Consider the following 18867-nt stretch of genomic DNA (forward strand, 5'->3'; position numbering starts at 1 on the left):
GTTAATCACCTACCTTAAGTATTATTAATCTTGCATAAGTTAAATTTATTGCATTCCCTGAGTTTTGGTATACCTGTAAACTTATTTGTTGGTTAGGTGTGGTTATTTTAACTATATCGAAAACAGAAACAAAAGTATTTCCTATACTTACAGCGTTCGTATTTTGTCTAACTAAAAAGTTGTCATTGTACATTATAGTTAAAGTGCGAATTCCAGAGGTACTACCTGCAAATGTGGCATATCCTGTAATCACATACGTACCAGGTTCTTTTATAATTATTGAACTAGAGACCAGATTAGCTAAACCATGAGTATCTTGGTTTACGTAATTAAGTCCTACTTTTGTATCTGTTGCTGTTGGTATACTTTGAGCATAATCTGTTTGTATTGAGCAATGAAGTAATTTATTCAACAATCCCCTATTCCTCAACGCCACCTCCAAAGCACCAACATCCGTAGTTACTTTAGCCAATTCATCCACCAGAGTATCTACCGTAGTCTTTAGATTATTATCAACCGTGCACTCGACACTAATCAACGGGGCTGTAAATTCCTCTGGTAATGCTAGATAGGTTACTGAGTATTGGGCGGTTGGGTCGAAGTTACTACCTAAAATGTATGCATATACCCCATTAATCCATCCCGTTACTGTACCGTCAGCACCTAGTACCCAGCTAGAATCTAACTTACTATTCTTAAACACTTGCAGTATTTGCTTTGGTTTGTGGGTTAAAGGGTTACTAGGGTAACTACCAGCGGTATTAGCATTGATTGCATAATATGGACTAGCTGCATAGTTGCTATGTTTAGACGGATTAGCCAGCTCCCTAACCACAACGCCTTTAAACACTTCCACCTGATTTAATCCTTCATTTACCACCAACTTACCTTCTACCTGTACTTCTTCAACAATTGGTGTTGCTAGTTGGTAGTGTAGTTGGTAGGGTGTGTAATTTGGAGCTAGCGTTGTAGGCAACGTATTAACGCTACCGTCTGGTTTACCGACCCACGCCCACTTTTTAGTACCAGCGCCACTGTATGTCGTTCCTAGTGACGTGCTTGCGGTATACAAATCCCCGTTATACATTCGCCAACCCAGGAAAAACGCCTTAATCTCGTCAACTGTCGGTGTGTAATTTTCGCCCCATCCGGAGTCACTATTAAGGATAATGATATGCAGATGGTTAGTAGTGATAATATGTTCTTCTTGATCGCCCCAAGGTTGAATAAAATTAGATACCAAATTACCATTGTATTTAATTAAAAAACTGTTAGGGTTATTATTTACCCCATCTGTTGCATTTGGTAAAAAACTTACAGGGATAGAGACACGCTTATAGTTTGTATAAATAACAGTATTTACAAAATCCAAACTCCCATCTAATACAACCTTTTCCCACTTCTTAGTTCGCAGCCACTTGCCGTCAATTTCCTCCAAAGTTTCACCTTCATAAAGAGGGGTTTGAAGATAGAGAAAGGATGTATTATATGGTTTGAATTCTGTTGATAAGGTGTCGCCAAGGACTAGCATTGGATTAGAGAAAGTAAATGTACCTGTTGTAGTATTAGACGCTTCTATGTAAATTGCATTACAGTTAGCAGGTGTAGTAAATGTAGCCTTTCCAGTACCAATAGTAACGGCTATTTCTGCACCACTAGCTACATTTTTTACATATAAACCACAATTACTTGGATGGCTACATAAAATTGTATACTTGGTATTTGTTACTACCTTTACGGTCAGATTTGTTGATTGCCACGCACTGCTAGCGTTTAGCTCCAACTTATACGGCTCGACAACTTTAGCATTAGCATGTACATCCCATTGACTAAAGGGTGGCAGTAAATTAACCCCTTCAACCCTTACTGCTGGATTTTGCACACATTGAAAACTATCTACATAAGGATAGCGTTCGGCTATTTCTTCTGAGGTTAGGGTACCTAGTTCGTTGTATTCAGCTTGGGTTATTTCATAAACTCGTATACCGTCCATATAACAATACTGCCCTGAAGCACCTGCACAGCTTACTTCTGCATGTAATTCACCTACTGAACCACCCGTTCCAAACTTTACATAGGATAAAGAAAATTTAGAAGTATCAGTTACATTATTCCCGTGCACATAATTACTACCATAATTAAATCTTATACGTAACCCATCCGCAGCGTTTCCATTCTTTAAGTCCCCTAACAGAATATAAAAAGAATTAGGTTTTACCAATTGCGTAATAGTGCTATATAGTGCGGTAGCTGTATACCCATTTAACGTTAGCTTAATGCTATTACTCCCGTAAACTTTATTATTAGCATCCAATTCTTTCGCAGCACCTGTATAAGTTGACCATTTATTTACATCCTCACAATTCCCATCACTACCTAACAAATTCACCAATTGCCTACCCTTGAACTTAGGCTTTAAAACCGAAGACCTGCCAGCATTAACTAAACTCAACCCGTGGGGTAAAGTTAGCGACACCGGAGATGCATCCCCTAAGATGGCCTGCAGGCCATGAGCATCATCCTGAACACCATCGGCCAAATGCGCAGCAATAGCGTCAGACTGTGCTGCATCAGTTACCTTAATCTGCCCTATTTCATTATCAATCTTATCCCAGTTATCATTCAAATGAGTATCAACATTAAAAGTATGAGCCCCGTCTGTTTCCGGGTTTATCTTATAAAGTCCTATCTTAGGTGTGTTGCTTCCCACTAGTAGCCACCTCCTGCGAATTTGTGTAGCGGGGTTGACTGGAGTTCGTTTATGGTCATGGTTTCGTGTATATCTCTGATAAGCAGGTATTTAAAGATAAACCGGATTACTAAATGGGCCGGTTTTATTTCTTCCAAGGCCCCTTTAAGATCTGACAAGTTCTGGGGTACTCCGGTTGTATCAAAAAATTCTACCGAGATTTGATAAATTTCCGGCTGCTCGGTAACTTCTACAGTTCCGCCGTCATATGCTTCGGAAACGGTTTTGATTAGCTCTGTGGTTATTGTGCCGATTCCCCGCAGTTTAGATATGATTAAGCTGCGCCGCTGTTCAATGGGCTTACCGGCTAAGCTGGTTAAACCCAGCTCCTGCTCCCAAATGTCCAGTGCCCAGGTTGCAGTAGGGGCAAAGAACTGGTCCAAGGTTTCCGCAATACCTTGCTTAAAAATATCTAGCTCCGGACCAACTGCTTGTAAATACGACTTAAACACCCGGGAGGTTTCGTAATATTGGGGACAGTAACCAAGCATTGCTTTACCCCTTTGCGATGATATAATATTAGACACTCAAATTCACCGTCCCCATAACGGCTACCTGTCCCTCGCTTACTACTGCGTTACTCTCCGAACCGTTAACTAATAGGTTAGAATAATCTTTAACCCCTTCCGTATCCAAGAGAAGAGAACCAATTCGAACATAGCGTGCAGTCGGATCGCTGCTAAAAGCTATGCTTTTTAGATATTCTTGAAGTGCCTTTTCAAAGGAAATCCTAATATCAGACAGTGTTTTTGTTCCGGTACACTCCACGGCTGCGGAAATGTCTAAACTAATTGCCGCAGCCGGAACGACCGTAACATCGGCTCCTACCGGGGCCTTCCTTTCGCCGCGGGCCGGCTCCGGGGCTATATAAGCCTGTACTGTATCAACTATTGCTTGTCCTGCAGGTTTGCTTTCCGTATCAAGTAAAACAACTTTTACTGTTCCGGGGCCGTCCCATAGGGGTATAACCTGGGCATTTCCAACTCCGTTGACCTCTAATGCCCAATTTAAATAATCCGCTTTATTGCCGCTGGTTCCAGGGGTTTGGACCTTTACTAAATAGCGGGATAACAAAGCGCTGTCACTTTCTAAATCACAACCTCCGGTTGTAGTAGATTCATTTATTACTGAAGAAATACCTGAGACAGGTATGGCCATAAGATTAATTTTTCCGGCGGAAACATTGCCTTTTACTCCTGGCTCCACTGCTTCTATTCCCACATAAACACTTCCATCAGCAGCTATTGTTGCCGTGGCGGTGGTGGCAAAACTAACAGATCTTGTATTGGTTAGGGGGTCTGCCGTGGTGCTCACAACTGTTCCGGTCGGAACCATTGTTCCCGGTGTTCCGATGATTTTGACCTGACCAGCGGCCTTCACCGCATTACGCCTGCTTAATCCATGCTCCTGGCAGCGTAGATCTAGGTATTTACCAAAGGTTTTACTGGCAAAACCAAGGTTGATATATTGGCTCATTTCTGCCTTCAGCTGCGCCAGTTCTGCAGTTACCGCAGCTAGAGCGTCGTAGATATATGAGCCTTCATTTTTATCAATGTCCTCAGGCACCCTTGAGAGCATTCGCTGTAAAATTGCCTGCTCGTTTTCCTCTCCCAGAAAGGCAGGTAATATGGTCTCGGACAATTTACACCACCCCCTTGGCCAGACTGTCAATGGTAAAGATATCTCCCCTCACGGTAGATACACTACAGCTAAAATAAACTGCATCTTCACGATGCTCAAAGAAAAAGCTGTGAACAGATGCAGTCCTGGGATCAACCATAAGGGTTTCAGTTGTTATTCGCATTATTTCACTTTCAATTGCAGCTCTAGTTAGTCCCCGCCCTATAAGCTCCTCAAACTCGCTGCCGTAGTTTCGACTATAGATAAGATGCCTGTAGCGGGGTGTAAGCAAGGCTTTCCGACACCATTGAATATAAGACTCCAAATCATCTACAACTGCAATTTTTCCAGTGGGAGTTTGAACAAAATCTCCTGCATTAAAGTCAAAGGCATAGGACTTACCAAATTTAACCTGTACCTTTGATTGTTCAAGCTCAGAGGTAGGGACTACGGGTAGAGTGGGAAAGAGGTTTGGCAAATTAGCTCACCACCTTACATATCACTACAACATCTTGTCCGCCGTTTACCGGAATTACTAAAACTCTATCTCCGGGTTTAAGATTTGGTTTTATTTCAATATGAACACCCTCAACAGCTATTGGGTTAAATTGAAAGTTAGTCGTACCTATATGGCCTGTTTGGGTACCTGTGGCCTCGAACGAAGGAATAGATAGTTTGGCAAACCAATCTGCCAATAGATAATCTTGAATCTCATGTTTAAAAGTATCAAGCTTTATGCCGCTTGAGGTTACTGTAGCCAACTCGCACGGTACTCCCGAAACTAACTGTGATGACTGTTTTGAAATACGTCTATCCAGGAGGGAGGCTAGTTGATTAAAGGGATTTGACATAATACCTTCTCCTTACATATTCCGATGAACCAAGCTCCAGGCTCATATGACCGGGATTGCCCAATTCATGCCGAACTGAACAAACAATTAAATCTATCCCGTTTAATCGCACTTTGTCACCGGCCCTAATTGTATTTATATCAAGGCTTGTTACCGAAAAGGTCTCCTGTATTCCGGTCAATAGGTGGTTTCCTGCTTTAGCGGCTGCACCAGGGTCAGTAATGCTGCTGTCCCTATGTACCTTCTGAAGGGTACCGTACTTAGCAACATCTCCAACTACAAGGGACAATACCGGAGAGCGTTGATTTTCTGCAGCATTGCCTATCACTTTAACCTGAGTAACAGTTCCTTCCAGTGTCCGCTTTTGGTTAACCTCTTCCAGATTTTGGGTAGTCTCCAACACCCATACCGTTTCATTACTGCCAAGCTTAAATAATTCTAGTCCGCTCCCTGGTACCATTCGAGGGCGATACATATCACCCTCCTGCTCTACGGTCATTTTAAGATCATCTTGAAGCATACTGTATACGGACTGTGCCCGGTAAACTGATTTAGCCAAGGGGATACCGGTATCTTCCAATTGGGCAAGGGGAATGTCCCAGTCAGCGGCGTATTGCTTTAACCGCTGAGTGGCTGTATGTCCCGGGGTAAAAAGGTATTCATCTTCACTCTTAGATATATAAATAGTTTTATCGTAAACAGTGGCTGTCAGACGTTTTTGCCCCCGGTTGTTGCTCTGACATTCCCAAATTACTCCTGGGTGTAAAAGATAAACCATATTAGCTCCACCAAAGGGTATACCGCTCACCCTTAGCTCCTGACCGGGAGCTATACCGGGAAAGTCTGAAGTTACAATTAGCTTTATTTCTGCCCTGTAGGCTATTTCGTCGAGGGTATCACTTAAGGTTATACTTTCAACCAGTTCCCTCAGAAAATACTGGTTGTCCAAAATTACCTCATAGTGACTTAAACCGGGATTAATCATTAGGGCATCACCAGCCTTGTACCTGGTAGAATCAAATTTGGGTTTTTGCCGATGGTCTCTAGGTTTGCTTCATAAATATCCTTCCATCTCCCGCCATCGCCATAATTTAGTTTGGCTATAGACCATAAGGAATCCCCAGACTTTATATCATACATCAAAGGCTTTGGTTTAACATCGTTCCGATGGCCTTGTGATGTTGTTGAAGCAGTCGGAGAAATTTGATTGACCTCTGCCCTTACCTTTACCTCCCGCCAAGTTCGACAGGTCAGATCAAAATATATATCTCCCGGTTCACCGCCCTTGATGATGCTTGTATGGGCCGATACCAGCACTAAATCGTTATAGCTATTACCAATAATTAATCTAACCGGCCTTTTACTCTCTGTCCATGACAGTATTTTATTTATGGCTGCTTGCGGCTCCGGGATGTCGGTATAACGGCAGTAGGATATATCATATTCCCTGGGAAAAAAGGAGGAGAAGGTAATGTCCTTCACCTTCTCCCCATTGGGAAAATCAACTTCACCTAGATTGATAATATTTATTGTCTCCAACTGTTTTTCAGATTTGATTTGAATCTCTTGCGGGTTTACAGGAAAGCGGAGTTGCTCACCAGCAGGATCCCTGAGGAATATATCCATTAGCAATCACCTCACTTGCAAATCTAACTAACATATATCTAACAACGGTTCTCTATTGCCTTCCTAATACTATTGACAACTCTCCACCCTACTTCATCCTTGAGCTCTTCATAGTCAATACTCTCATTACCGTATTGTAAATTAACATTTACGGGCACTGAAACATTTACACCTCCGGCAGCAGGTGCGGATAGTGCAAGAGCACCAGCGAAACCTCCCAATTCATAGGGTCTTACACCTAAATGCTCCCCCGCTTGCTGCCAAAGGGATAAGGCCCTGTTTCTCATCCTTGAAGACAGAGGGATTATGGCCTCCGGTCCGGCCTCCGCCACAATACCCAGGTGTGGCCTGCTTAAAATTCCGCCGGTGGAGTAACCCTTTATCATTTTAAATTGCTCGTAACTATCCCTTTCAATACCTTGATTTGCCGGAGGTGATGGTATATATTGAACTCCTGAGAAATCTATCAGCCTGGCACTGGCAAAGTCTACTGCCTGGGCCAGGGTGGTGAATGCCTTCATAAGATCGTTCTGACTATTAATTACAAAACCGTTTGATGTGACTATATTCTTTTGGCTATCAAGATAGACCCTGCCGGTAGCTGCAATAGGTTCCTGTTGTTCAGAGGCTGTCTTGCTGGTTGTCGTTATCTCATCCTCATTTTTTGAAAAAACTCCCGCAAGCTTTCCTCCTAACCATTTGCCCCCAATATGGCCTGCCACACTGCCTAATACTTTCCCTGTCACCGTTCCCATACCGGGCATTATAGCAGTTCCAATGGCCGCTCCTATTACCCCTCCAATATTCTCTCCAACTTGTCCACCAAGGTCTGCTGCAGCACTTGTCTTATCTTCTGCTGTGAGTACATCCACTGCACCTTTTTCAAGCCCCATACTACTAACAGCTGTTCCTACCTTTTTTCCAACCTTCTTTATTGCAGGGAAAGAACCGCTATTTTTTAGGGCAGATCCCGCTGCTAAAGCCCAGGGTGCCGCCACAGCCACACCGGTTAGGGCATATGCAGCTTTCAAGGAAGGACTATTTGTTCCACTTCCAGGCTCTTGGGTCTTTTTTGTAATATCTCTTCCTGTTTCAGAGGCTGCCTGCTGCACCGAAGTTTGAAGTACCGAACCAGAAGGAGCTAAATTACTTAAAGCGTTAACGCCTGGTTCCTTAATTCTATTTTCAAGGCCGTCACCAAACTTAGACATTTCATGTTCCAATAAGGAGGTATTTATTGAAACTGAGATGTTGGACAGACTATTTTTAAGTGTGTTACTCAACACTTCAATTCTTTTTAGTGCATCTGTTGTGTTGTCAATTATGCTTATTGGAGTGTTAATTTTTAAACGGTTAAGCATATCCATACGTTTTTTATAATTATCTAAAAATTTATCGGTAGCCTTACCGGCTTGTTTTAAGACGGACTGAAGCTGAGAGGTATCTCCCCTTATCTTAATAGAAGCCTCAGCTGTACTCATTTATTAGCCACCTCTCTCCTGGCTTTTTCCCTTTGCACCAATTCAATATCACTAAATGCTAATAATAGCAGTTGCTCCCCCCTGGGTAATTGCCAAAACACTCCGGGGCGAAGGTCATGCTGTACCCACATGTAGTACAGCATGCCTACGAGTCCGCCGGACTTTATACGTTTTTTAGTTCTTCCAGGTCGACATTAAAGCCGCTGAGATCAAGTACAACATCACCAACAGCGGCTAATTCTCCGGCTAAAAGGATGCGTCTCACCACTTCCTCCGGCCCGGAGGCATTATATTTTGACAGTAATTTAGGATCTGCAAGGTTCGGTTTTACTGTGGCAGCTGCAATAAGTGCCGCATTAAACTGTTCTTCATCCAGCCGCTCAGAGATTTTGCCTCTCTTTTCACTCCTCTCTGTGCAGCGTTCCCGAATATTGGAGACCTGCTTGCCCGTTAACCCCTTAAGGGTTACAGGAATGCCCAGTCGTGGAAGGGAAACAGTTTTTTCAGGTAAATTGTCGGCCTCCAGCAACCTTTGAATAATTTGCTCATCTGTCATATTTTCCAATTGCATCATTTACCTCCTAGCCTTCAACGATTGGGTCAAGAAGCTCATAACCCTCAAAGGTGAAGGCAACCTCTTCCGTAACTTCTTCACCGGCTGTCCAATTGGCTAGTTGCAGTTCATCTGCCATTACATTTTTTAACCTAATCCGCTCAAAACCATATGCTTCCGGATCTGCTAATTTACTTACAATTTCAAACTTATCAAAGCCTTGTTGCAGCATAGCGCTGGTGACCTTAAAGCCGCTCATAGTCCCACTGCCTTTTTTGGGACCTTTTTTATGACGTACCCAATCGTCACCGGATAGGTTTAATTCCTTCTTTTGCATAGCTACCTTAGCTTCCAGATGGTTAATATGGGTTTGCCATACACCGTTAATAAAGACCTGTCCATAGGAACCGTGAATAACTCTACTTGCATCTAAAGCCAAATCAATCGCCTCCTTATTTCACCATAAAGGTTCCAAAGATTTTTTCCATACCATCGGTAATTCGAGCTTCCCATTTGGGATATACCTCATCGGGTGCAGCCAGAGGAGGATTCCCATGATAATGGGGATTTAGGTATACCGAATAATCGCTTTCAACAATGCCGCCTTGAACCAGTGTGTCCATATACTGTTTAAATGCATTCAGCAGGGCAACCTTGCCGTCATCGTTATTATTTACCTTGCCGATATAGTTATCGCTGGCGGCTTTAAGCAAGTCATTATTGATTGCATCCATAGTTCGAATGGCCCTGATTTTTTTCCACTGGTTATTTTGGCCCTGACGCAAGCCTGTTAAGGTATTAATGCCTTGCTCAACCTTAACTTTTTCCCCATCATGTACCAGTACAAGTGAACCGGCCTGAAGGGCAGCAATCACCTGGTTGTTGGTAAGGCGCGGGGAAACATCACTAAAGGGGCATAGGGCATAAGTAATGGTCTCACTTAGCTTCTGACCGGCAATTAAACCTGCAACATAAGGGGCTACCATTGCACTGTTGTAGTTTTCCTCGTTTAGTACAGCACCCACAATAACGTTGACAATACCCTCATGATTAAAACCAATCGAGCGTAAATTACCCTGGGCCGGATCGGCATCGGACTCGTTTGAACCGCCAAAGACACCGATTACACCGATGCCGTCATTACGCAGGCGCTCAATCCAGGATTTAAAAGAGGTCTGAAGGGCACCTTCAGACCTGCCATCCAAGGTGAACAGGTTCCACACCCGGGACTCAAATTTAGCTTGGGCAGCAATATAATCAGCATTAGTCAGACCTGCAATTCCATTATTCCCGCCTGTGAAATCCTGACTGTTTACCGAGGCAAGGACACCGTTGCCTGAAGTTAGTTTTGTTGCAGTTACCCATTCATTGCCGACATTTTGGTTAATAGCAGCTATGGCATTATCTACTCCATTTACGCCGGAATTAAAGGTGAATGTATGAAGCAAAGCAGTACCGTCATAAAGTTGGAGATCTTGTTTTGCTGAATCAACCATATTAATCCTGGTTGTTACTTTAAATGGCCGGGCGGTCTCAAATTTTGTTTCAAGTTTTATCACATTTACTGGTGTTCCCGATGTATCTTGCAAAGTAATGCTGGCTTTAGCAGCATTGCTGTCGGCTAGACGGTATGCAAGGACTGTTTTAGCTCCCCCCAGCAGAGCCATACGGATTGTCTTATAAGCAGTTGCTCCTTCAACCTGATCTTGGCCATATACCGAAAGAAGGTTAGCCTCACTGGTTATTTCTTGAAATACTCTTGCCGGACCCCAGTCAGCCTTAACCGGGCAGGCAACAATGCCGCGGGCACCCGGCTTAATAGCCGCTAAGGCAGCAGCCTCAAAATTAAGATAAAATCCTGGCCTAACTTTTTGCTCGGTGGGGCTCCATGTTCCTCCTGCCATTATTTAACTACCTCCTCTAAAAATAATTTAACCGCCTGCTCAACCTCGCTGACGGTTAGTTCATGTTTTTTAATATTATGCAGGGCACCAATTACAACCTCCGGTTTTACCTTAAACAAAATCTCGGCATTCTCGATGATTTCTTCCCTAAGGTACTTTTGTTCAGGTGAATTCTTCTTGTTCACTATTGCCAGCTCCCTTCTATGTCAATTTTCATCATTAACGGCATTTCTTCCGTTAGTCTATTGGTCTTTCTGCTGAGGCTTACGGTTACCTGACCATTCACCAAAGAATCTTTACGGATAGACGTTTGTGGATTGATTACTGTTAAATATTGGCTGCCGGCTAAGGGTATCTTTATGTCCCTAGTTAGTCCTTCAACAATGGCTAAGCAGCCGGATATTTGCTGATTTGGCAGGTGACCAAGCACTTTGCCTTTGAATTTTTTACTTACTTCAAAGGTTGATGCTGTTATCTGCTTAGCATTTATATTTACCAAGTTCCAGATAATTGCCGGTCTTTGAAATTCTTCCGTATAGACATTATGAATGATTGTCCAATCCTTACCCAACTCCTTCTCTGTCCATAGGGCCAGCGCTTCAAGCCAAGGATCATTTGGGGCAACAGCCTGTACCGTTGTTGGTTTCCACCAATGCATATTATAAGTAAGGAAGATTGATTTATTTGCCGGGTCCTCAGGATAGGCCACCTGTTCTTCTGCCGGTGAGGTTAATGGATTAATCTCAAACCAGATTTCACCGGCCTGGACAGGATTATCCGGATTGGCCCAATCGTATCTGGGAATTATTAAGCCGTTCCGTTCAGGGCCTGCTAAAGCATCGTATAGCTTGTCCCTTATACGCATGGCAGTATTCCAATTGAAATCATTGTTAATATCAGGGGCCCTAGTTTTAACCTCAAACTGAACCACTGTTTGAAATCGCTCGATTTGTTTGCCGGTAGCTATTATTTTGTCAAATAGATTCTCGGGTTTGTTATTAGGTAAAGTTGTTGTTGCCAGCATAATCAACCAAATGCCGCCATCCGGCATAATATAGTTAGATTGTCCCATTAGCTTAAAGTCCTCAGCAGAGTCCAAACCAAAGTTAGCATAGTTATTATAGATGTAATTTCTTACAGAAGTTATTGTGTTTTCCAATTTTTCACCTCACTTTCGAATATGGCGACTATCTAATATGTTTTTATCCACCACCTCCTTACATTTCCGCTGTGTTAAAAACCAAAAGCTGCTTCCACTTATCTTCCAGCCAGGCCTTCTCTATGGAAGCCCGGGCCTCATCAAGGGTTACCTGGATACCTAGCTTTATAGCCTTGTCCTCCAGATATTTTACTGCCTCAGCCAGCTTTTCTGGACCCGGTAATTCCCGAAAGACCGTCTCAGCAAAGGCAAAGGCCTCCCTTCCCAAAATGGCTAAGGTAGCCCGTTGAGCAGCGCTTATCTGGGCTTGGAAGTGTGCTTCGGCCTTTTTCTTTAACTGGTTAAGCCATATTTTTACATATGCAGCCAACAGACCAATGAAAGCGAAAATTATTATTGAGGAGAAATAGTATATTTTTTCTTCCATGAAAAACCCTCCTAACAAAATTGCTTGACGAATTAATGGAGATTTAAAACACTAACATAATGCAAATTCAATTTATCACCTTCCTCCTGATTATTAATCATGTTTCTCAACTGACCCTTTTACCGCTGTTACATATCTATAAAAATGACGGTTTAAAAAAATCAAAGCACCCTAGCCAGGGTGCTTTTCTGCTTCTTATAAATCTCTCTCACTTATAGTTTGCTTTCGTACGACAAGGGCAATTTTTCTCTCGGCTCGGCTAACTAGATTTTGCACACTACCTTTTTTGCAGCCCATTAACCTACCGGCCTGCTCAAAGGAAAAGTACTGTCCGCGGACCAGTTCGTAGGCCTCCCTCTCCCTTACGCTAAGGGATAACATTAAGCTTTCCAATAATTCCACCATCCATTGGGGGGCACAACCCTGGGGCAGCCTGTTCTTCACATATCGGGACATTTCTAAGGGGTCCACCGGGATCTCTCTCTTTTCCCGGCTCCATCTAGCTACGCTCCACTTGGCACCAGGCATATGCCCTTTTTCCATGTATTCTATCGCCCACTGGGTATCGGAAATCATACTATTTAGGTAAAGCATGTCCGTCTTGACTTTTTTGAGTGACTTCAAAGATTTCTTATATTCTCGGATTAATTCTTTCATTTATTTCATCCCTCTTTCAATAAAAATAAAAGAGGCCCGAGCTTTAAGCTCGGGCCTCCCGTTTATTCGAGTCAGCCTTCCATACTGTTTTAATTTCCCCCCAAACAGCTTTGCCGTCTTGGATTTTAATAACTACCTCACCATACCGGAGTTGGTCTATGATATGGGATTTTTTTTTAATTTCAGATATCAACTGTTCTGAAGTCCTAAACAAAAAGCACAATCACCTCCGTTTCTATTCAGCCATTTATTTGAGAATGGCCATAATTAACTTAATTTTTTGAATAAGGAGGTAGTTATATCTTGCGGGAACGTAACAGTACTGGCAAAAATATTTTAGCTTTATTTCAAATTAGTAGTTGTCAATCAACTATTCCTATTATATATGTATTAACAGTACAATTTTTAGGCCTAATAGGTATCCATTAAATTTTCAGGTTCTACAGCAATTAAATGGCCTTCTGCAGTATAGACATATTATCATAACCATTGCGTCCCCGCAAGGAATTTTTATAATTTTATACACCGTCGTAATGTTACGGGCGTGCAATATAGGATATAATATCTAAGGGGGTGAATTATATGTCGAAAAGTGTTGGAAAAAATATTTCTAAACTTCGTAAACTGGCTGGATTTAACAGTCTTGGCCAGTTATCAAAGGCTTCTTGCGTATCGGTGGCAACTCTGTCAAGAATAGAAAAGGATATCCAAAAGCCATTACCCGAAACCCTTGAAAAACTTGCACCACTTCTAAATGTTTCATATGAACACTTGATGTCTTTAGCGGGATATTTACCAGTGGATAATTCAGAGGATACTAGCAGTAAAAGCCCTCTTTCATTTGAAATAGAAAAGGTATTACGTGAAGAAAACATTACATTTGAAGGAGTCCTATTGGATAATGACGATAAAGACGATGTTATTGAATTTATAAAGGTAGCATTACGAGCTATAAGGAAAAGAAAGAGTATGCAAAAGAAAGAGTCCATAACATTTGACGATAATCAGAATAAATAAACAAAAATAGATTTATCTAAGGTCTGTATTTAAACCTGTACATGTATGGACTAACTCCATTTGAAAACATCTGAACTGTAACGTACATTAATAAGGTTGTGGCCAAGGTCTTTGCTTTGTTACAATGACAACAGTATGACGTTACCAAAGCGAGGTTAAGCAATGTTAAATACGGCTTTTAATCAACTAAAAGATAACATTTCAAAGGTTATGGTGGGCAAACAAGACGTTATTGAATTATTAATGGTGTCCTTAGTGGCTGATGGACATGTTCTGATTGAGGATGTACCAGGCTTAGGGAAAACCATCTTGGCTAAGACCTTTGCCATTTCCCTCAACTGCCGATTCTCTAGAATTCAATTTACTCCAGATTTAACCCCTACTGATGTAACTGGTTTCTATGTATATAGTAAACAAAGGGATGATCTTATCTTTCGGGAAGGTCCTGTGATGACCAATATTTTGCTGGCCGACGAAATTAACAGGGCGGTCCCCCGTACCCAGGCAAGTTTATTAGAGGCCATGGAGGAAAGGCAATTTACCCTAGATGGTCAAACCAGGCACCTGCCTAAACCCTTTATAGTTTTAGCTACCCAAAACCCTGTGGAAATGGAGGGTACCTTCCTATTACCCGAAGCACAGCTTGATCGCTTCCTTATGAAAATCAGCATGGGCTATCCAACCACTGAGGAAGCAGTCAATATCCTTTTAACCCATGGTAATAACAAACCTTTAGAAAATTTAGGGGCAGTGGCCAATGTTGAGGATATCCTACATTGGCAGGAATTACGCAGCGGGGTTCAAGTGGACCCTTCCATCATGGAATATATTGTTTTGTTAATTGAAGAAACCCGTAAGCACCCGGCTATCGAATTAGGAGCGAGTCCCAGGGCCTCTTTGGCTCTTTTTAAATCATCCCAGGCCCTGGCATTGCTAAGGGGTAGAAATTATGTACTGCCTGATGATGTTAAATTCCTTCTTCAACCAGTATTGCAGCACAGGTTGAAGGTAAAAAGGACAGAGAGATTGCGGGGCATTAGTGAAAATGACGTTCTTCAAGAGATCCTTAATTCGGTTAGCATTCCTAGGGTCACAAAGGAAGAGCAGTAATGGCCCGTCAAGAAACACATCCTGACATTGCCTCTTATTTTTCCATTGGCCTGGTAAGGATTATTCTACTGTTATTCCTACTTGTCTCTCTAAGATATGCCCTATGGCTCCCCGCCCTTCTGCTGTTGTTTTTAGTCTTCACCCTGGAAAGTGCTGCTTGGTGGAGCAAATTTGGGCTTAGAGATCTAGTTGTGGCCAAACAATTAAAACACCTTCGCTGTTTTCCCGGTGAACATACCACCCTTACCCTACAAATAACTAACCCCAAAAGGTTGCCGTCAATCATAGGCTGGCAGCAAACACTACCAGTAGGCTTGTCGGCCCCGGATATTAAAGAAAAGGCTTACATGCTTACCAGATATCAGTCTGCCACAAGAGTTTATGAAATTAAGGCCCTGGGGAGGGGCTATTGGCAAATACCGGGGTTGCAGGTATCCTCCCAGGATGGACTTGGACTTTTTGAACGTCACACCCTGTTCCCTGATAATCGGTGGCTAATCGTTTACCCTTCCCTAATTCCCCTGGAACAGCTGTCTTTGGAGGTGTCAGATCTGCTTGGGGATAAAAAAATACAGCGTCCCTATATGCCGGATCCTGTACGCCCGGTGAGTTTGCGGGAATATACCTATGATACTCCGGCCCGTCTGATTCACTGGAAGGCCAGCCTTAGTAAAGATCAGCTCTATGCTAAAGTACTGGAGCCCTCCGGCGATTATAAAATCTATATCCTGATGGATGTGTCTTCTTTTGCTAGAAATAACGAGTCAGAGAAATTCGAAAAGGCCCTCTCTGTGGCAGCAACCATTATCTCTTGGGCCCAGGAGCTGAATATACCCTTTGGCCTGTTGATCAATGGCCGGCAAAAGGGCATCCAAGGTCCCTTAACCATGCCCGTCGGTAATGGCATTGAGCACCTTATGCTAGCTTTGGAAAGACTGGCCAGGCTGGAATTGGTATCGGTTGGAAAGCTGCAGATGTTACTTGATTTTGAGAGCCAAACCATCCCCCCTGGAACAAGCTATATGTGCATCGGTGATTGTGCAGTTGAGCTGCCCCGGTTGTTACGATATCCCATATGAATATAAGGTGGAGTAATCCATGACAACAAAACTTCAAGTCAACATTTGCGCAATATTGGTTGAAATGGCCTATCTATACCCACTATATTATTTAATTGCATTAGCCCTGCAAACACCCCCGTGGGCCATGACTTCATTGGTAATCTTCGCCGGGGTTTCTTTGCTTTCTGTCATCTCCATGGCAGCATTACAAAGTAGAAATTGGTCTAATCTTATGCTTTGGTGTGTTTATGGCCTTGTTTTTATTGTGTCGGTATTGTTTTTTTATAGGTCAACAGCTTTATTAGCTAATGTGCAGGCTGCGGTTCCCCTAGTGTTCTATGGCTGGATTTGGCTTAGGATTGGACTATTAGCTAAAAAAACTATAAGCTACCCCCAGGCGGTCCAACGTTTTGAGCTAAGTATAGTAATCCTTTTGGCCTTACTTCTATTAATAGATTTTTTAAACCAGGATGTGCCTAACATTATTCCAAGTATGCTTATTCTTTTGCTGGGAAACCTACTGCTGCTCTCCCTCACTAGGCCAGGCCATGAGAAGGCGAAAGCCTGGGTAATTTTCACCTACTTTGCCATCATTATGGCCCCTGTTTTGGTGCTGGCCAGTTTTTTAAAGGGTCCTCTTCATGGATTATCCAACAAGCTATTTGAGCTACTTCAGCCCCTGTTTAATTTCTTGTTAGAGCTATTAACTATAGTCTTAAAAGCTATATTAGTACTTACCAATATGGCACCCCAAAGGCCGGGGGCCGTTGACAGCAGCAACCCACCCAATCAGGCAAATGAGCAATTGCCCTTGTCAGAAGGCAATACTGGAGATGGTTTCATTTCTGAACTACTACTTTATGTCTTACTGGTGGTACTGCTGGTTGGTTTATTAATTATGGCTGTATTATTGCTCAGGATCATCTGGCAAAGGCTACGGCTAACTAATATACCCCAGGAATATGGACTGCCCAGGCTAAAGATAAAGCCTTTTTTGCAGGAACTATGGTTAAAGATTAAGTTATTGTTGACTTTTTTTGTTCCAGGAAAATACGGTGTTACCCAGGCTTATCAACATTTTTTGAAATGGGCTGACCGGAGAAACCATACTAAAGGGGCCTGGGAAACGCCCTATGAGTTTAGTGAGCGGATCTGCAAGGTATTCCCCCACTATGACGAATCTATCAAGAGAATCACAGAAAGCTATGTGCTTCACTGCTATAGTCATAAGAAATTTTCTTCCAAAGAAATTTTAGAATTAAAGAGAGTGATTCGCAAAATGTATTTGAGTCTTTAGAAAAGTAACTCTAACGACAAAACAATGCTACAAATGACTAAACGTAATATAGCGTATTATGTTCGCTATACAAGTTATGTTATAATACTTGTCAATAGGGTTGGAGGTAAAAATTATGGAAGAAATCTCTTTGACACCTGAAGAAGTAGCAGCAAAGCTTAAAATAGCCAAGAATACTGTCTATGAGTTAATAAAACGTGGTGAATTGCCGGCTTACCGAGTGGGACGTAAAATACGAGTTGATTTAAAGGATGTAGAAAATTATAAACGTCAAGGCAAAAAGGTAGATTTGAGTTCCGACACAAGGCTGCTAAATTTAAGCAATGGTGGCAAAAGCAATAATATATTAGTCAATAAGCCACCTCTACCCCAGGGGATTGTAATATGCGGGCAGGATGTTCTGCTAGATGTCTTGTCACGTCAACTTGAACGACATCCCAATGGCATTCATGCCTTCCGTCATAATGTTGGAAGTTTTCCTGGGCTAATGGCTCTCTACCATGAAAAAGCGGATCTTGCAGCAATTCATTTGTGGGATGGGGATACAAATGTCTATAATATCCCCTATGTTCGTCATATGTTACCAGGTGTTAAAACCGTTATCTTGCACTTGGCTTGCCGTATGCAGGGTTTTTATGTAGCAAAAGGTAATCCAAAGAACATTAATGCTTGGCAGGATTTAACCCGGGGAGAGATAAGCTTTATAAACCGCGAAAAAGGCAGCGGCACAAGGGTGCTATTAGATGAAAAGCTTCGTCTCTTAGGCATCAATAGGCATTTAATTAAAGGTTATGAGATTGAAGAGCCATCTCATCTTGGTATTGCCAGTGCTGTTGCCAGGGGAGACGCAGATGTTGGCCTGGGAAATGAAAAAGTATCTATGCAGGTCAGGGGGGTAGATTTTATTCCCTTGCAGAAGGAGCGTTACGAGTTAGTTTTAAGGAAGGAAGATTTACAAAAACCATATATTCAAGCTGTGGTAGAAATATTACAATCAAAGGAATTCAAAAATGAACTCTATGGTTTAGGGGATTACGATGTAACGGAAACTGGTAAGATTATTGCCTTTTCCCTCTCGGATTCGGAATACTTGGTCAATAAGTAAATGGGCAGGTACTTTAAACTGGTATTTAAGATATTCAAAAATATTTTAATATACAAAGGAAAAACAATTATCATGTAGAATATACTTTTTAACTACATATTAGCTCCGAGTTTATAAATCTAACACTTCGGTTATGGTTTATAAACCCATAGGGTTTGTCTGGAAACGGACATGCCTCCCATTGTGGAAAGGAGGGTTTAGATTATTTGGCATTTATTTAGCCGTGTACTCCTTTAAACACAGTACACGG

22 protein-coding genes and 1 riboswitch are annotated in these 18867 nt (G+C 42.3%); of the genes, 5 read left to right on the forward strand and 17 right to left on the reverse strand.

The features are described from left to right. Position 1 precedes the first annotated feature (1 nt). From P6N53_RS09740 to P6N53_RS18750, 17 genes are all read right to left on the reverse strand, one after another. Complete coding sequence (locus tag P6N53_RS09740; RefSeq protein WP_304542658.1) at positions 2-2710, reverse strand: hypothetical protein; 2709 nt, start codon at positions 2708-2710, stop codon at positions 2-4. Then, positions 2710-3276, reverse strand: a complete 567-nt coding sequence (locus tag P6N53_RS09745) for a YmfQ family protein (protein ID WP_304542659.1) — start codon at positions 3274-3276, stop codon at positions 2710-2712. The genes P6N53_RS09740 and P6N53_RS09745 overlap by 1 nt, the downstream gene beginning before the upstream one ends. Continuing rightward, the gene (locus P6N53_RS09750; protein ID WP_304542661.1) at positions 3269-4390 is read right to left on the reverse strand and encodes a baseplate J/gp47 family protein; all 1122 of its coding nucleotides are present in this window, start codon (positions 4388-4390) and stop codon (positions 3269-3271) included. Before P6N53_RS09750 ends, P6N53_RS09745 begins: the two co-directional genes overlap by 8 nt. A gap of 1 nt (position 4391) precedes the next feature. After that, the gene (locus P6N53_RS09755) at positions 4392-4847 is read right to left on the reverse strand and encodes a DUF2634 domain-containing protein (RefSeq protein ID WP_304542662.1); all 456 of its coding nucleotides are present in this window, start codon (positions 4845-4847) and stop codon (positions 4392-4394) included. 1 nt (position 4848) lies between these two features. Beyond that, positions 4849-5220: a DUF2577 family protein gene (locus P6N53_RS09760; protein ID WP_304542663.1), complete on the reverse strand. Its 372-nt coding sequence runs from the start codon at positions 5218-5220 to the stop codon at positions 4849-4851. Further along, positions 5204-6205: an XkdQ/YqbQ family protein gene (locus P6N53_RS09765; protein WP_304542664.1), complete on the reverse strand. Its 1002-nt coding sequence runs from the start codon at positions 6203-6205 to the stop codon at positions 5204-5206. Before P6N53_RS09765 ends, P6N53_RS09760 begins: the two co-directional genes overlap by 17 nt. Beyond that, positions 6205-6846, reverse strand: coding sequence for a LysM peptidoglycan-binding domain-containing protein (locus P6N53_RS09770; RefSeq protein WP_304542665.1), 642 nt, complete (start codon positions 6844-6846; stop codon positions 6205-6207). Before P6N53_RS09770 ends, P6N53_RS09765 begins: the two co-directional genes overlap by 1 nt. A gap of 38 nt (positions 6847-6884) precedes the next feature. Further along, entirely contained in the window at positions 6885-8327 is a 1443-nt protein-coding gene (locus P6N53_RS09775; protein ID WP_304542666.1) for a glycine zipper domain-containing protein, read from the reverse strand. Further along, positions 8324-8470 carry a hypothetical protein gene (locus P6N53_RS09780; protein WP_304542667.1) on the reverse strand — a complete coding sequence of 49 codons (147 nt, stop codon included), beginning with the start codon at positions 8468-8470 and terminating at the stop codon, positions 8324-8326. Before P6N53_RS09780 ends, P6N53_RS09775 begins: the two co-directional genes overlap by 4 nt. Before the next feature lie 20 nt (positions 8471-8490). After that, complete coding sequence (locus tag P6N53_RS09785) at positions 8491-8898, reverse strand: phage tail assembly chaperone (RefSeq protein WP_304542668.1); 408 nt, start codon at positions 8896-8898, stop codon at positions 8491-8493. Positions 8899-8908: 10 nt separating this feature from the next. After that, positions 8909-9319 carry a phage tail tube protein gene (locus P6N53_RS09790; protein ID WP_304542669.1) on the reverse strand — a complete coding sequence of 137 codons (411 nt, stop codon included), beginning with the start codon at positions 9317-9319 and terminating at the stop codon, positions 8909-8911. 13 nt (positions 9320-9332) lie between these two features. Next, positions 9333-10784, reverse strand: coding sequence for a phage tail sheath subtilisin-like domain-containing protein (locus P6N53_RS09795; protein WP_304542670.1), 1452 nt, complete (start codon positions 10782-10784; stop codon positions 9333-9335). Next, positions 10784-10969, reverse strand: coding sequence for a YqzN/YkzM domain-containing protein (locus P6N53_RS09800; RefSeq protein WP_304542671.1), 186 nt, complete (start codon positions 10967-10969; stop codon positions 10784-10786). Before P6N53_RS09800 ends, P6N53_RS09795 begins: the two co-directional genes overlap by 1 nt. Next, entirely contained in the window at positions 10969-11943 is a 975-nt protein-coding gene (locus tag P6N53_RS09805; protein WP_304542672.1) for a hypothetical protein, read from the reverse strand. Before P6N53_RS09805 ends, P6N53_RS09800 begins: the two co-directional genes overlap by 1 nt. 58 nt (positions 11944-12001) lie before the next feature. Further along, positions 12002-12370, reverse strand: a complete 369-nt coding sequence (locus tag P6N53_RS09810; RefSeq protein ID WP_304542673.1) for a phage holin, LLH family — start codon at positions 12368-12370, stop codon at positions 12002-12004. 195 nt (positions 12371-12565) lie between these two features. Beyond that, on the reverse strand, positions 12566-13027 hold the full coding sequence (locus P6N53_RS09815; RefSeq protein ID WP_304542674.1) for a sigma factor-like helix-turn-helix DNA-binding protein: 462 nt from the start codon (positions 13025-13027) through the stop codon (positions 12566-12568). A 43-nt stretch (positions 13028-13070) separates the two neighbouring features. After that, complete coding sequence (locus tag P6N53_RS18750; RefSeq protein ID WP_373323030.1) at positions 13071-13250, reverse strand: DUF2292 domain-containing protein; 180 nt, start codon at positions 13248-13250, stop codon at positions 13071-13073. Between the two features lie 359 nt (positions 13251-13609). On the opposite strand from P6N53_RS18750, the gene P6N53_RS09820 reads away from it, so the two are divergent. The 5 genes from P6N53_RS09820 to P6N53_RS09840 all read left to right on the forward strand — a co-directional run bounded on the left by P6N53_RS09820 (position 13610) and on the right by P6N53_RS09840 (position 18617). Further along, entirely contained in the window at positions 13610-14044 is a 435-nt protein-coding gene (locus P6N53_RS09820; RefSeq protein WP_304542675.1) for a helix-turn-helix domain-containing protein, read from the forward strand. A gap of 162 nt (positions 14045-14206) precedes the next feature. Then, complete coding sequence (locus P6N53_RS09825) at positions 14207-15154, forward strand: AAA family ATPase (protein WP_304542676.1); 948 nt, start codon at positions 14207-14209, stop codon at positions 15152-15154. Continuing rightward, complete coding sequence (locus P6N53_RS09830) at positions 15154-16233, forward strand: DUF58 domain-containing protein (protein WP_304542677.1); 1080 nt, start codon at positions 15154-15156, stop codon at positions 16231-16233. The genes P6N53_RS09825 and P6N53_RS09830 overlap by 1 nt, the downstream gene beginning before the upstream one ends. 19 nt (positions 16234-16252) lie before the next feature. Beyond that, positions 16253-17512: a DUF4129 domain-containing protein gene (locus P6N53_RS09835; protein WP_304542679.1), complete on the forward strand. Its 1260-nt coding sequence runs from the start codon at positions 16253-16255 to the stop codon at positions 17510-17512. A gap of 115 nt (positions 17513-17627) precedes the next feature. Continuing rightward, the gene (locus P6N53_RS09840) at positions 17628-18617 is read left to right on the forward strand and encodes a substrate-binding domain-containing protein (RefSeq protein WP_304542681.1); all 990 of its coding nucleotides are present in this window, start codon (positions 17628-17630) and stop codon (positions 18615-18617) included. A gap of 91 nt (positions 18618-18708) precedes the next feature. Next, a riboswitch (molybdenum cofactor riboswitch) is annotated at positions 18709-18828 on the forward strand. The last annotated feature ends 39 nt before the right edge of the window (positions 18829-18867 follow it).

It is taken from the genome of Desulforamulus aquiferis, assembly GCF_030577015.1.
Taxonomy (GTDB): Bacteria; Bacillota; Desulfotomaculia; order Desulfotomaculales; family Desulfotomaculaceae; genus Desulfotomaculum; species Desulfotomaculum aquiferis.